The sequence below is a fragment of the Buchnera aphidicola (Pemphigus obesinymphae) genome (assembly GCF_026122815.1).
GTDB lineage: Bacteria > Pseudomonadota > Gammaproteobacteria > Enterobacterales > Enterobacteriaceae > Buchnera_C > Buchnera_C aphidicola_BJ.
In genome coordinates this window covers 1-15155 of sequence record NZ_JAIWQW010000012.1, presented here as the reverse complement: position 1 = coordinate 15155, position 15155 = coordinate 1, and the positions used below count along the sequence as shown (strand labels likewise).

General features: G+C 26.9%; 13 protein-coding genes, 1 tRNA gene and 1 pseudogene. 11 read left to right on the top strand and 4 right to left on the bottom strand.

Annotation, left to right across the window (positions count from 1 at the left end; genetic code table 11):
- Nucleotides 1-139: 139 nt before the first annotated feature.
- Genes atpG through atpC form a run of 3 tightly spaced genes read left to right on the top strand, consistent with a single transcriptional unit; the run spans nucleotide 140 to nucleotide 2889 of the window.
- Complete coding sequence (gene atpG, locus LDP10_RS02370; protein ID WP_265197143.1) at nucleotides 140-1015, top strand: F0F1 ATP synthase subunit gamma; 876 nt, start codon at nucleotides 140-142, stop codon at nucleotides 1013-1015.
- A gap of 24 nt (nucleotides 1016-1039) precedes the next feature.
- Nucleotides 1040-2443, top strand: a complete 1404-nt coding sequence (gene atpD / locus LDP10_RS02365) for a F0F1 ATP synthase subunit beta (protein ID WP_265197140.1) — start codon at nucleotides 1040-1042, stop codon at nucleotides 2441-2443.
- Nucleotides 2444-2475: 32 nt separating this feature from the next.
- Nucleotides 2476-2889 carry an ATP synthase F1 subunit epsilon gene (gene atpC / locus LDP10_RS02360; protein WP_265197139.1) on the top strand — a complete coding sequence of 138 codons (414 nt, stop codon included), beginning with the start codon at nucleotides 2476-2478 and terminating at the stop codon, nucleotides 2887-2889.
- A gap of 158 nt (nucleotides 2890-3047) precedes the next feature.
- Here the strand turns inward: atpC and gyrB are convergent, their stop codons facing one another.
- The 3 genes from gyrB to dnaA all read right to left on the bottom strand — a co-directional run bounded on the left by gyrB (nucleotide 3048) and on the right by dnaA (nucleotide 8171).
- Complete coding sequence (gene gyrB / locus LDP10_RS02355) at nucleotides 3048-5459, bottom strand: DNA topoisomerase (ATP-hydrolyzing) subunit B (RefSeq protein ID WP_265197138.1); 2412 nt, start codon at nucleotides 5457-5459, stop codon at nucleotides 3048-3050.
- Between the two features lie 239 nt (nucleotides 5460-5698).
- A complete protein-coding gene (dnaN, locus tag LDP10_RS02350; RefSeq protein WP_265197137.1) occupies nucleotides 5699-6802 on the bottom strand; it encodes a DNA polymerase III subunit beta in 1104 nt (367 codons plus the stop codon).
- 4 nt (nucleotides 6803-6806) lie between these two features.
- Nucleotides 6807-8171 (bottom strand): chromosomal replication initiator protein DnaA, encoded by a 1365-nt coding sequence (gene dnaA / locus LDP10_RS02345; protein ID WP_265197136.1) that lies wholly within the window; start codon nucleotides 8169-8171, stop codon nucleotides 6807-6809.
- 472 nt (nucleotides 8172-8643) lie between these two features.
- On the opposite strand from dnaA, the gene rpmH reads away from it, so the two are divergent.
- From rpmH to mutH, 6 genes and pseudogenes are all read left to right on the top strand, one after another.
- Nucleotides 8644-8787, top strand: coding sequence for a 50S ribosomal protein L34 (gene rpmH, locus LDP10_RS02340; RefSeq protein WP_265197135.1), 144 nt, complete (start codon nucleotides 8644-8646; stop codon nucleotides 8785-8787).
- An 11-nt stretch (nucleotides 8788-8798) separates the two neighbouring features.
- Nucleotides 8799-9142 (top strand): annotated as a pseudogene (rnpA, locus tag LDP10_RS03515) (ribonuclease P protein component).
- A complete protein-coding gene (gene yidD / locus LDP10_RS02325; protein WP_265197133.1) occupies nucleotides 9121-9381 on the top strand; it encodes a membrane protein insertion efficiency factor YidD in 261 nt (86 codons plus the stop codon). Before rnpA ends, yidD begins: the two are co-directional and overlap by 22 nt.
- Nucleotides 9381-10976 carry a membrane protein insertase YidC gene (gene yidC / locus LDP10_RS02320; protein WP_265197141.1) on the top strand — a complete coding sequence of 532 codons (1596 nt, stop codon included), beginning with the start codon at nucleotides 9381-9383 and terminating at the stop codon, nucleotides 10974-10976. The genes yidD and yidC overlap by 1 nt, the downstream gene beginning before the upstream one ends.
- A gap of 63 nt (nucleotides 10977-11039) precedes the next feature.
- On the top strand, nucleotides 11040-12410 hold the full coding sequence (gene mnmE / locus LDP10_RS02315) for a tRNA uridine-5-carboxymethylaminomethyl(34) synthesis GTPase MnmE (protein ID WP_265197132.1): 1371 nt from the start codon (nucleotides 11040-11042) through the stop codon (nucleotides 12408-12410).
- Nucleotides 12411-12482: 72 nt separating this feature from the next.
- Complete coding sequence (gene mutH, locus LDP10_RS02310) at nucleotides 12483-13163, top strand: DNA mismatch repair endonuclease MutH (RefSeq protein ID WP_265197131.1); 681 nt, start codon at nucleotides 12483-12485, stop codon at nucleotides 13161-13163.
- A 42-nt stretch (nucleotides 13164-13205) separates the two neighbouring features.
- Here the strand turns inward: mutH and LDP10_RS02305 are convergent.
- A tRNA-Phe gene (locus LDP10_RS02305) sits at nucleotides 13206-13278 on the bottom strand.
- Nucleotides 13279-13713: 435 nt separating this feature from the next.
- On the opposite strand from LDP10_RS02305, the gene LDP10_RS02300 reads away from it, so the two are divergent.
- Nucleotides 13714-14007: a co-chaperone GroES gene (locus LDP10_RS02300; RefSeq protein WP_265197130.1), complete on the top strand. Its 294-nt coding sequence runs from the start codon at nucleotides 13714-13716 to the stop codon at nucleotides 14005-14007.
- Between the two features lie 49 nt (nucleotides 14008-14056).
- Nucleotides 14057-15155: chaperonin GroEL (groL, locus tag LDP10_RS02295; RefSeq protein ID WP_265197129.1), on the top strand; the 1099-nt coding region annotated here is incomplete at its 3' end.

The following is a 15155-nucleotide window of genomic DNA, read 5'->3' as shown; positions in this document are numbered from 1 at the left end:
CAAATTTAATAAAAAAAATTAATGAAGATAAAACGTTAACTAAAAATATAGAACAAACGTTAATATTATTAATATCAGAATTTAAGTCTACTCAATGTTGGTAGTTATTTTAAAATACTATGTATTTCAAGGACTTAAGATGGTAGCGGAAAAAGAAATTTATAATAAAATAAGCAGTATAAAGAATACAAAAAAAATAACCAAAGCCATGGAAATGGTAGCTGTTTCTAAAATGAGAAAAACTGTACAAAGAATGCAAATAAGACGTCCGTATTCTAGTATGATAAAAAAAATTATAAATCATCTTGTGCAAGGTAATTTAGAACATAAGCACATTTATTTAGAAAAAAGAACTGTGAAACGTATTGGTTTAATCATTATATCAACAGATAGAGGACTATGCGGTAGTTTAAATACAAATCTTTTTAAAAAAGCATTAATTAAAATAAAAAAGTATTCAGATAAAAATGTTATCTCTGATTTGATTATCTTTGGTTTAAAAGGATTCACCTTTTTTAATAAATATAATAGCAATATTATTGCTTCTGTTAAAAATTCAGGTGATAAACCAAGTTTATCTCATTTTATTCATGCGATAAAAATTACTTTAAAATTGTATAAAAATAAATCGATTGATAAATTATTTTTAGCCAGCAATGAATTTAATAATACTATGGTTTATACTCCAATGATAAATCAATTGTTGCCTTTATTGAAAACAGATACTAAAAAAGAAGATTTATCCCAGATATGGGATTATTTGTATGAACCAAATTCCAATGTGTTATTAGATTTTTTATTAAATCGTTACGTTGAATCTCAAATATATCAAGGTATATTAGAAAATATAGCTAGTGAGCAAGCAGCACGTATGATGGCTATGAAGATGGCAACTGATAATAGTGGTAAAATTATTAAAGAATTAAAGTTAATTTATAATAAAACACGACAAGCCAGTATTACCAGAGAATTAACAGAAATTATTTCAGGAGCTGCTGCAGTTTCATTAACTTAATAAATTTTTTTTGAGGTTTGAACAATGGCTGTAGGGAAAATTATTCAAATAATAGGTGCGGTAGTAGATGTAGAATTCTCTCCAGGATTAGTTCCGAAAATATATAATGCTTTAGAAGTTAAAGATAAGGATTTAAATTTAATATTAGAAGTACAACAGCAATTAGGTTCAGGAGTCGTTCGAACAATTGCTATGGGTTCATCTAATGGTTTAAAACGAGGATTATCTGTTGTTGATTTAAAACATGCTATTAAAGTTCCAGTAGGGAAAGCAACTTTAGGTCGTATTATAGATGTTTTAGGGAATCCTATTGATATGAAAGGACCTGTGGTAGAAAAAGAAGGTAAAATTACAGAATATTGGGAAATTCACAGACCAGCTCCCACTTATGAAGAACAACTTGGTTCTCAAAATATTTTAGAAACAGGTATTAAAGTTATCGATTTAATCTGTCCATTTTCAAAAGGTGGGAAAGTAGGTTTATTTGGAGGAGCAGGTGTTGGTAAAACAGTAAATATGATGGAATTAATTCGAAATATTGCCATTGAGCATGCTGGTTATTCGGTATTTACAGGAGTTGGAGAAAGAACACGTGAAGGTAACGATTTTTATCACGAAATGAAAGTTTCTAATGTATTAGATAAAGTATCATTAGTTTATGGACAAATGAATGAACCTCCTGGTAATCGATTACGGGTGGCTTTCACTGGTTTAACTTTGGCAGAAAAATTTCGGGATGAAGGGAAAGATGTTTTATTATTTATTGATAATATATATCGCTATACATTAGCTGGAACAGAAGTTTCGGCTTTACTTGGTAGAATGCCATCTTCTGTCGGATATCAACCTACGTTAGCTGAAGAAATGGGAATGTTACAGGAACGTATTACTTCTACAAAAAAAGGTTCCATCACTTCCATTCAAGCTGTTTACGTGCCTGCTGATGATTTAACTGATCCTTCTCCTGCTACGACATTTGCGCATTTAGATTCAACAGTAACTTTAAGTAGGCAGATAGCTAGTTTAGGAATATATCCTGCTGTTGATCCTTTAAACTCAACTAGCCGTTATTTAGATCCTAATATTATAAGTTTTGATCATTATGAAACAGCCCGAACAGTTCAAGCAACATTACAAAGATACCAAGAATTGAGAGATATAATCGCGATATTAGGAATGGATGAATTATCAGAAGAAGATAAATTATTAGTATCACGAGCTCGGAAAATACAGCGGTTTTTATCACAGCCATTTTTTGTAGCAGAAGTATTTACTGGGTTTCCAGGAAAATATGTGTCTTTAAAAAACACTATCTTTGGTTTTAAAGAAATAATAAACGGTAATTGCGATCATTTACCAGAACAGGCATTTTATATGGTTGGAACTATTGAGGAAGTAATAGAAAAATCAAAAACATTGTCTTCATAAAGCGATTATTAGGTGTTTTTGGGAAAAAAATCATGATTTTTCAATTAAATATAGTGAGTTTTGAAACAAATATTTTTTCCGGTTTAGTGGAAAAAGTGCGGATAACCGGCAGTGAAGGAGAACTCGGTATATACCCAGGACATGCTCCATTATTAACGTTCATAAAAAAAGCTGGCTATATCTATTTTTTAAATAATCTAGGAAAAACTGAATATGTTTATATTTCTGATGGTATTTTAGAAATACAGCCTTTTGAAGTTACTGTTTTAGCCGATAATGCTATTAGAGCAATGGATTTAGATTATAATCTTATTTTAGAAGAAAAGAAAAAAGCTGAAGAATTAATTAAAAAGAATGATGTGAACATCAATAAAAAAAATATAAAAAAGCAATTAAAAGTGGTATTGGCGAAACTTCATATTATTCAAATGATGGAGAGATCTTAATATTTAAAGTAATTTTTTAGCGGCAGGTTTTTTAGTTTCTTCCTGTCGCATATTTTTGTATTATTTTTTAAATTATTTTCTATAAATGGTATTTATATAGTACATATTAATATAGATATATATTAATATTATTTATTTTTTAAGTAAAATTAAGTCTCTTAAATATCTATATTTTCTACTTTTAGAGCATTTTTTTCTATAAAATTTCTTCTGGGTTCTACTGCGTCTCCCATTAATGTAGAAAATAATTTATTTGCAGAATATGCATCTTTAATGTTGACTTGAAGCATTCTTCTGGTATTTGGATTCATAGTTGTATTCCATAATTGTTCAGGATTCATTTCTCCTAATCCTTTATAACGTTGAATCGAAATTCCTTTTTGAGATTGTTTTATTAATTTTTCCAATAATGTTTCTAAATTATCAATTTTGTAAGTAATTTCTCCTTTTTTTATAAACGCTTTTTGTTCTATTAATTGAGATATTTTTTTATGCATTTTACAAATTTTTCGATATTCTGTGCTTTCAAAAAATGCATAGTCTAATTTATGTATTTTAACTAAGGAATATTTTGATATTTTTATTATTGGGATAAACAATTTATTATTTTTTTCAAATTGAATATTACCAGTGTAAGTAAAAGAATTTTTTTCTTTTTTATTTAAATCATTGGCTAATTTATTTATCCAATTTTTTACTGCATTTTTATTTTCTAAAGAAAGTAAAGATGGTTGATAGATTAGTTCGTTCAAAATGACTAATGGATATTGATCTTTAATAGATTGTATTGTTTGTTGAATGTTGTTAAATTGATTAATTAATTTTTTTAATTCATTAGTGAGAATACATATTGTAGAATTGTTTTTTATTTGCAAAGTAGCATCTTCTAGTGCTATCTGTATTTGGTATTTTCTCATAGATTCATCATCTTTTATATAACGTTCTTTTTTTCCTTTTTTTATTTTATATAGAGGTGGTTGGGCAATATAAAGATATCCTTTTTCTATGATTTCTGGAATTTGTCGATAAAAAAAAGTCAGTAATAAAGTTCGAATATGAGAACCGTCAATATCGGCATCTGTCATAATAATGATACTATGATATCTTAATTTCGTTAAATTGTACTCATTTTTTCCTATACTGCATCCTAAAGCAGTAATTAAAGTGGCAATTTCTTGAGAAGAAAGCATTTTCTCAAAACTAGATTTTTCTACATTTAATATTTTTCCTTTAAGTGGTAAAATGGCTTGATTTTTTCTATTTCTTCCTTGTTTTGCAGAACCTCCTGCTGAATCTCCCTCTACTAAATAGATTTCGGACAATACAGGATTTTTTTCTTGACAATCGGCCAGTTTTCCAGGTAATCCATTTATATCTAAGGATCCTTGTTTCCTAGTAATTTCACGAGCTCGGCGAGCCGCATCTCTGGCTCGGGCTGCGTCTATAATTTTATTTGAAATAATTTTGGAATCTTGTGGATTTTCTAAAAGATATGCTAAAAGACGTTCATTCGTTAGAGATTCTACAATGGATTTAACTTCAGATGATATTAGTTTTTCTTTTGTTTGAGATGAAAATTTAGGATTAGGAATTTTTATTGAAATAATAGCAACTAATCCTTCACGAGCATCGTCTCCTGTGACAACGATTTTTGTTTTTTTACTGTATCCTTCTTTTTCTATATAGGTGTTTAATGTTCGAGTTATTGCTGTTCTGAAACCTACCAGATGTGTTCCACCATCTTCTTGTGAGATGTTGTTAGTAAAACAATATATATTTTCCTGAAAAGAATCGTTCCATTGCATCGCAATTTCGACAGATATATTATCTTTTATAGCAGTGAAATAAAATACATTTGTGTGAATAGGAGTTTTATTTTTATTTAAAAAATTTATAAAGGATTTTATTCCACCTTGATAGTGATAGTGATCATGGATATTCCTTTTTATGTCTATAAGATAAATTTCTATACCTGGATTAAGAAAAGATAATTCACGTAATCTTTTAGATAAGATTTCATATTTAAACGTAGTGACATTGGTAAATGTTTGATGACTAGGCCAGAATCTTATTTCTGTACCAGTTTTTTTAGTTTTACCTACGATCGACAAACTATTTTGAGGCTTTCCATGTGTATAGAATTGTTGATATATTTTATTATTTCTGTAAATGTTCAGTTCTAATTTTTCAGACAATGCATTAACTACAGATATACCTACTCCATGTAATCCTCCTGATACTTTATATGAATCATTGTCAAATTTCCCTCCAGCATGAAGTACTGTCATAATTACTTCAGCAGCAGATATATCTGCATCAGGATGAATATCAACAGGAATACCTCTTCCGTTATCTTTCACTGAAATTGAGTTATCGTAATTTACAGTTACGATGATTTCTGTGCAATATCCAGCTAATGCTTCGTCAATGGAATTATCCACTACTTCAAACACCATGTGATGTAATCCTGTCCCATTATCGGTATCACCAATGTACATACCAGGGCGTTTTTTTACTGCATCTAAACCTTTTAAAATTTTAATACTAGATGAGTTGTAGGATTTAGACATAAAACCTCTTTTTGTTGAATTAATAATTTATCGTTAATATGTTTTAAAATAATAAAACATAGTATTAATCAAAAAAATAATTTTTTGTATTAGATACTATTTATTTTTTAAAATGTTTCAATTTTCATATAGCAACGTTCAATATAAGAATATTACTATCCGATTTTAATTATTTTGTTTTTTAAAAAATTATTTTGAACAATTTTCAAAATAGTAAATAAACTGATGATTTTTTTATTTTAAATATGTAAAGGCATTATAATATAGGAAACAGAAGATATTTGATCTTCTTCTAATTGAATTTTAGAAGTATTTTTTTGCATTAAAAAATACACATTTTCACCAGTAAGCGTATTTAATACATCTAAAATATAATTTACGTTAATATTGATTCTAAAATCAACGTTTGCGAAGTAGATTAAATCAATAATTTCTTTTGCTTCTTCTTCTTCTTGATTTTTAGCACTAATTTCCAATTTTCCATTGTGTAAATATAAATGAATACCGTGGATATTTTGATTAGATAAGATTGCTACTCGTAATAATGATTTTTTTAATGTGCTAATTTTTACTCCTATAATTTTAATTGGATGATGTAATAAAATCGTATTGTAATTTGGAAACACTCCTGAAATTAGTTTAGATGTAAATGTAATATTTTCTATATTTATTCGAATATTGTTTTTTCCTATTAAAATATGTAATAAAGATTCGCAGTTATGTAATAAACGGACTAGTTCTAAGATACTCTTTCTAGGTATAATAATTGAACAAGAATAAGTAGAAAAATCAATGGGTGTATTGTAAACAGCCATGCGGTAACCATCTGTTGTAACGGTACGAAAATTTTTTTCTTTAATATCAAACAACATACCGTTAAGATAATAACGTATATCTTGGTTTGCCATAGAAAACTGAGTTGCGAGAATCATTTTTCTTAAGATAAATTGGGATACATAGAATTCTTTTTTATATTCGAATTGACATAAATTAGGAAAATGTTTTGATGGTATTGTAATTAATGAAAAAAAACTGTTATTTGAAATAATATTAATTTTATTATTTTTTTTTTCCATTTGAATCATTGACTGATTAGGTAAATTACGGCAAATGTTTAATAATTTTTTTCCTGAAACAACGATGCTACCTGTTTGATAAACATAATTTATTGGTATTGTGGTAATTATTTCTGTTTCTAAATTAGTAGCAGTTAATGATAATATATTTTCTTTAATTTTTATTAATATGTTTTCTAGTATGGGGAAAGATTGATTTTTAACCAATAAGGATCCCACTTGTTGAAGACCTTTTAATAGGTCATTTTTTATTATATTAAATTTCATAAAGTTATGAAGATAATGTTAGTATTAAATTGGAAAAATCTGTTAGAATATCAAAATTTTCTTTACAAAGTTGTTCTACTTTTCGGCAGGCATGTAATACAGTGGTGTGGTCTCTTCCTCCAAAAGCATCTCCAATTTCAAGTAAACTGCGATCGGTAAGTTTTTTTGACATTGCCATTGCTATTTGTCTTGGTTGAGCAACTGAACGAGAACGACGTCTAGATAATAAATCAGATACTTTTATTTTATAATGTTCTGCAACTTTTTTTTGAATTTTATCGATAGTTATTAATTTTTCTTTTAGTTTAAACATATCTTTTAAAGTCTCACGTACAAAATCTATTGTAATTATACGGCTAGTGAAGTTTGCATTGGCTATCACACGATTTAAAGCACCTTCTAATTCACGTACATTGGACCTTAATCTTTTTGCAATAAAAAAAGCAACTTCATTAGGTAAATGAATGTTATTTGCTTTTGCTTTATTAATGAGAATATTAATTCTAGTTTCTAACTCAGGAGGATTAATAGAAATAGTTAAACCCCATCCAAATCTTGATTTTAAGCGATCTTCCATGCCATTAATTTCTTTAGGATAGCGATCTGAAGTTAATATTATTTGTTGATTGCCTTCTAAAAGAGAATTAAAAGTATGAAAAAATTCTTCTTGAGATCGTTCTTTATTTTTAAAAAATTGGATATCATCGATTAGCAATACATCTACTGAACGAAAGTAAATTTTAAAATTTTCTATCGTATTATTTTTTAAAGATTTCACCATATCTTCTACGAAACGTTCTGAGTGCATATAAACTACTTTAGCATTATATTGATTTTCTAGCATTTTATTTCCTGCAGCATGTAATAAATGTGTTTTTCCTAACCCTGTTCTGCCATATAAAAATAGTGGATTGTATAAAATCCCAGGGTTGTTAGTTACTTGATATATTTCTTTAAGTGCAAGTTGATTTGATTTTCCTGATATAAAATTAGAAAATTTATATTTTTTATTAATATTAGAACAATAAGATATTTTTTTTGATATTGATATATTATCCCATAATAGTGATTTTTTTTTATATTGATGATGTAATTTTATTAATTTTCTAATATCTTTTTTTTTGTATGTATTTTTAACTTTAAACGTGAGTATAGGTGCATTTTGGCCACAGAAGTTATATAGAAGTTGTTTGATATTTGCAAGATATTTATCTTTTACCCAGTCTAATACAAATCTATTAGGTGCTGATAGTTCTAACATATTTTCTTTTAATTTGGCTTGTAGTGGACGTATCCACATACTAAATTCTGTTGGTGACAGAATAGCCTGTAAGCAAGTAAGACATTGTTGCCAAAGTAAAAGTGACACGGTCGACTCCACACAAACAAAATTAATAAGGAATAAAATTATTTAAAATAATGAATGTATTTATCGTGTATTTATGCATAAAATATTTTTGAATTTTTTATATTCATTTTTTATTACAGTTATATTATGTAAGATTTATAATCAAAGAATGAATATTTAGTAAAAATTTTTTTATATTTTTGATTTCACTTTTTGTCCAATAGGATTATTATGGAGATGAGCTTGTTATTTAATTTAAATTTTATTTTTCAATGGAATAAAATTTTTTATAGAATAAAAATTTTGAATATTTGAAAACATTTTTTAAATTAATCAAAAATTGATCATATTAATGTTTATATGATTTACAAAGATTTTTATAAAGTTTATTGACTCAATAAGGAAGAATTATTATTCTTGTTATTATAATAAAAATAAATATTTTATATATTTATAAAATGAGTTATTAAATAAAAAGAGGTAAATAATAGTTATGAAACGTACCTTTCAACCTTCTATTTTAAAAAGAAATCGTTCACATGGATTTCGTATTCGTATGTCTACAAAAAATGGTCGTCATATTTTAGCGCGTAGACGTGCTAAATTACGCGTTTTTTTAACTGTTTCTTCTAGATAGAAGTTATTACAATGATTCGTTTTTATTTCAAAAAGAAGTTTCGTTTATCTACTCAAGCTAATTTTAATTTTGTATTTGAAAAATCGGTAAAGTTGGAAACATTAGAAATAATAATGTTAAGTAGATTAAATTTTTTAGAATATTCACGTCTTGGTTTAAGCATAAAAAAAAAAATGTTAAATATGCTCATGATAGAAATAGATTAAAAAGATTAATTCGAGAAAGTTTTAGGTTATCTCAACATAAAATCCTTAAAATGGATTTTGTCGTTATGGTAAAAAAAAACGCTATGCGACCGAATATTTTTTTATTGAAAAAAAAATTGGAGAAATTATGGTTAAATTATTATCAATAATTTCTAATTTTTTAATATTTTTGATTATTATATATCAGCAATGTATTAGTATTTTTTTAAAACCTTGTTGTCGTTTTTATCCTAGCTGTTCACAATATGCGTTAAATGTATTAAAACAATTTAATTTATTAAAGAGTATATATTTAATATTAAAAAGAGTATTACAATGTCATCCTTTTTATTTTTATAAAAATGATATTGTATCAAAAAATACAAAAAATAAAAGAGAATATAAATGATGGATCTACGACGTAATATTTTGATCTTTTTTTTTTTATTATGTTCTTTTTTATTGTGGCAATCATGGAAAGTAGAAATTAATTCAAAATCATCTGTTATCCAGATAAAAGAAAATAAGAAGAGATTATTTATTCCAAAAAAAGAAGAGAAAAAAAATATTTTTATAAAAACAGATACTGTATTTTTAAGTATTAATCGGTATGGTGGAGATATAGATCAAGCTATTTTGCTTGCATATAAGGACAAATTACATTCTTTACAGTGTTTGAGATTACTTGAAACGAAATCTGATTTTTTTTATCAAGCACAAAGCGGTTTAACAGGAAAGGATGGTCCTGATAATCCTCATTATGGTACGAGACCTATTTATGTTAGCGCTAAAAGTTATTTTAAATTGAATAAAAATCAGAAAGAATTACGTGTTCCAATGGTCTGGATTGGGAAGAATGGCGTTATTTATACAAAAATTTTTATATTTACATCTGGATCTTATGATATTAAAGTTCAGTATGAAATTAAAAATAGGACTAACAAAATTTTAGAATGTTCCATGTTTGGACAATTAAAACAAACTATTAATTTACCAAAGAGTAGAGATTTTTACAGTAAAAATTTTGCATTACAAAGTTTTCGAGGAGCTGCTTATTCTACTGAGAATAGCAAATTTAATAAATATAAATTTAATAATATTGTTAAAAATGAGAATTTATATATTCAAACAAGAAATGGTTGGATAGCTATGTTGCAACAATATTTTGTTACTGCTTGGATTCCACAATCAAAAGGTATGAATGTTATATATACATCTCATTTCAATCATGACGTTGCGGCTATTGGATATAAATCTAATACAATTTATATTATGCCTAACGAAAATTATAAAATACATGCAAATTTATGGATCGGTCCAGAAATACAAGAAAAAATGGCTATTTTGTCTCCTGGTCTTGATTTAACTGTAGATTACGGTTTTTTATGGTTTTTATCTCAGCCATTATTTAGATTTTTGAAATTATTATATAATATTATAGGTAATTGGGGTATTTCTATTATTATTATTACTCTAATTATGAGAGGGATATTGTATCCCTTAACTAAAGTACAATACATTTCAATGGCAAAAATGCGTAAATTACAACCTAAAATTGATGATTTAAAAAATAAATTTTCGGATGATAAAAATAGTCTCAATAAAGCAATGATGAATCTTTATCAACAAGAAAAAATAAATCCTTTTGGTGGTTGTTTGCCTTTATTAATACAGATGCCTATTTTTTTAGCGTTATATTATATGCTCATGAGTTCTATAGAACTACGTCATGCGCCTTTTTGCTTATGGATTCAAGATTTATCAGATCAAGATCCTTATTATATTTTACCTATAATAATGGGTTTAACAATGTTTTATATTCAAAAAATCTCACCAAGTACTGTATCTGATCCTGTACAACAAAAGATTTTAAATTTTGTACCTATTTTATTTTCTGTATTTTTTTTATGGTTTCCCTCTGGTTTGGTTTTATATTATATTGTCAGTAATATTATAACCATTGTACAACAAAAATTAATTTTTTATCATTTAGAAAAAAAATGATTTTTTAGTATCATATATTTTTTATATTATAAAAAATAAATTAAATAAGGTGATATTTATCATATGACATATGATAAAAACGTTACAATAATAGCACAAATTACTCCTCAAGGAAGAGGTGGTGTAGGTATATTAAGAATTTCAGGAGAACGTTCAAAAGCAGTTGCTTTAAAAGTATTAGGGAAAATACCAAAAACACGATGCGTGAATCATATGTTTTTTTTAGATAAAAATGGTTTAATTTTAGATAAAGGGATAGCTTTATGGTTTAATAAACCTAATTCTTATACGGGTGAAGATGTATTGGAGTTACAGGGACACGGTAGTCCAGTAATATTGGATTTACTTATTAAAAATATTACTTTAATCGATGGAGTAAGAATTGCTAGACCAGGTGAATTTTCTGAGCGCGCTTTTTTAAATGGTAAAATGGATTTAGCTCAAGCTGAATCAATAATAGATTTAATCAATGCTACATCTGAAAAAGCAGCAAAGTTGTCTTTACAATCTTTACAAGGAGTTTTTTCTTCTAAAATTTTCAAGTTAATGAATAGTATTAAAAAAATACGTTTAAATTTGGAAGCGGAGATGAATTTTCCAGAAGAAGAAATGGCTCTTTTTTCCGAAGAAGATATTGTTGATCAATTAAATTCTATTATTTCATCTATTAATAAAATTTTAAATATATCGAATCAAGGAAGAATATTGAGAGAAGGTGTAAAAGTTGTAATAGTTGGACCAGCTAATGCTGGTAAGTCAAGTTTATTTAATTCTTTGTCTCTTTCTAATTCTGCTATTGTCACTGATCAACAAGGTACCACTCGTGATGTATTACGAGAATACGTGAATATTGATGGTATTCAATTTGAAATAGTTGATACAGCTGGATTACGTAGTACCGATAATGAAATAGAGTCTATTGGTATTGAACGTGCGTATAAGGAAATAGAATTGGCCGAACATATTTTATTTGTAATCGATAGTACGTTAGATCAATCGATTCAAAATAAAACGTATTTTGATTTTTGTAATACTGTGCAGAATAAGTCTTCCATAACTGTGATTTTAAATAAATCGGATCTACTTTCTCAAAAAAATAGTATTAAAAATATAAATGGACAAACATTTATTTCTTTATCTGCATATACCGGTGATGGAATATCTTTGTTACGTCGACATTTAAAGGAAAAAAATTTAGGATCATGTGAAAGTACAGAAGGTATTTTTTTAGCTAGACGTCGTCATCTTAATGCTTTAAATTCTGCATTGAAAGTAATTTCTGAAAGTAAAGAAAATTGGATAATATCCAGAAAATGGGAGTTGTTAGCTGATGATTTACGTATAGCTCAAAATTTCTTAGGTCAAATATTAGGCGTTTTTACTACTGATGATTTATTAGAAAATATTTTTTCTGAATTTTGTATTGGAAAATAAGTAGTTTTAATAAATTAATTTTTATTCACATAAAAATATTTTTTTTAATAACGGTTTTAAGGTTTGAGTAGGATGAGTTACCTTTGTGCTCCACCTATAAATGAAAAAACACTGCTTAGATTTGCAGATGGATTATCAGGATGTTCTTTAGGAGAATTATCTTCTATAATATCAAAGATTATACCTGATACGTTAAAAAGCAATAAAGGATTTGCAGGACATCTTTTAGAAAAAATATTAGGAGCTAATGTTGGAAGCAAAGTGCAACAAGATTTTTCAGATATTGGAGTTGAATTAAAAACTATTCCTATCAATAAAAAAGGGATTGTTTTAGAATCTACTTTTATCTGTAGTGTTCCATTAATTAAAAATGTTGCTCTAATATGGACTAATTCTTATTTTTATAAAAAAATAAGGCGCATACTTTGGATTCCGATTCAAGGAGATAATAGTGTTTTGTTATCGGATAGATTAATTGGTAAACCTTTTCTTTGGACTCCTGATAGCATGCAAGAAAATTTAATAAGGAGTGATTGGGAAGAGTTTATGGATTTAATTATATTAGGCAAAGTAGAAGAGATAACAGGAAATTATGGTGAAGTATTATATATTTTAAAAAGGTCAAAAAATTATTCTTATTTAACTCGTGCTATAGGAAAGGATGGTTCGGTTATTTACACTAAACCACGGTGTTTTTATTTCAGAAAAAAATTTACTTATTCAATATTAAAAAAAAATTTTAAATATTTTTAAAAAACAATATATTTTTTAGATTATTGTTATGTATTTGAATTATGCCCGAAGGCGGAATTGAACCACCGACACGGGGATTTTCAGTCCCCTGCTCTACCAACTGAGCTATTCGGGCGTAATTTTATTAATACATTAAACTTAAAGTTCTGTCAATGATTTTATTATATCTTAAAATAAATTAACATGTTTTTATATAATGGAAAATTTTAATTTTATTTAATCTAATATTTATTTTTTTTAAAATTTTAATTTTTTAATTATTTTTTAGTAAAAAAATTATTAATAATTTTAATTATAGAAAATTACAAAATAAATGATAAAAATATTTGTTTATATATTGATTAATTATAAATAATTAACAATTTTAAAAAATTATTGATTGTAACAATATATATTAAATAATTTTAATAGAATGAAATAAAAAAAATAATACCCCTTGAAAGTTTCAATTATCATCCATATATAATATACATACAAAGATATATATTTTACATCTTACTTTTTTGATTATGTTGATTACATAATAGTAACTTAAAAGAGGAAATTTTAAATGAAAATTCGTCCGTTGCATGATAGAGTTATTATTAAAAGACAAGAAGTAGAGTCGAAGTCAGCTGGTGGTATTGTGTTGACAGGTTCAGCAGCAGGAAAATCTACTAGAGGAATAGTCACAGCAGTAGGTAATGGTCGAGTTTTAGATAATGGTGAATTAAAAGCACTTGATGTTAAAATAGGTGATACTGTTATTTTTAGTGAAGGATATGGTGCAAAAATTGAAAAAATTGATAATGAAGAATTTTTAATTCTAACTGAAAGTGATATTTTAGCAGTTGTTGAAGATTAGATTTTAGGTTTTTACTATAATTTAATTTAAATTATTTAAGGAAAATAAAATGGCAGCTAAAGATGTAAAATTTGGTAATGAAGCACGTGTAAAAATGCTTCGTGGTGTAAATGTTTTAGCAGATGCAGTAAAAGTGACTTTGGGACCAAAAGGTCGTAATGTAGTTTTAGATAAGTCATTTGGGGCTCCTAGTATTACTAAAGATGGAGTTTCTGTAGCTCGTGAAATAGAATTAGAAGATAAATTTGAAAACATGGGTGCACAAATGGTAAAAGAAGTAGCATCTAAAGCAAATGATGCTGCTGGTGACGGTACTACTACGGCTACTTTATTAGCTCAGGCAATTGTTAACGAAGGTTTAAAAGCGGTAGCAGCTGGAATGAATCCGATGGATTTAAAAAGAGGAATTGATAAAGCTGTTATTTGTGCTGTAAAAGAGTTAAAAAAATTATCTGTTCCATGTTCTGATTCTAAAGCAATTACTCAAGTAGGTACAATTTCTGCTAATGCTGATGAAAAAGTAGGGGTTTTAATTGCGGACGCGATGGAAAAAGTAGGTAACGATGGGGTAATTACCGTTGAAGAAGGAACAGGTTTAGAGAATGAATTAGAAGTTGTAAAAGGTATGCAATTTGATAGAGGTTATTTATCTCCTTATTTTATTAATAAACCAGAAACGGGTATTGTAGAATTAGAAAATCCTTATATTTTAATGGCGGATAAAAAAATATCTAATATTCGAGAATTACTGCCATTATTAGAAGCTGTTGCAAAATCTAGTAAACCTTTATTAATTATTTCAGAAGATTTAGAAGGGGAAGCTTTAGCTACTTTAGTAGTAAATTCTATGAGAGGTATAGTAAAAGTAGCTGCAGTAAAAGCACCTGGTTTTGGTGATCGACGTAAATCTATGTTACAAGATATTGCTGTTTTAACAGCTGGAAATGTAATATCTGAAGAATTAGCAATGGAATTAGAAAAATCTACCTTAGAAGATTTAGGACAAGCCAAAAGAGTTGTGATTAATAAAGATACAACTACTATCATTGGTGGAATAGGTGAAAAATATTCTATTAAAAATAGAGTATCTCAAATACGTCAAGAAATTCAAGAAGCTACTTCTGATTACGATAAAGAAAAATTAAATG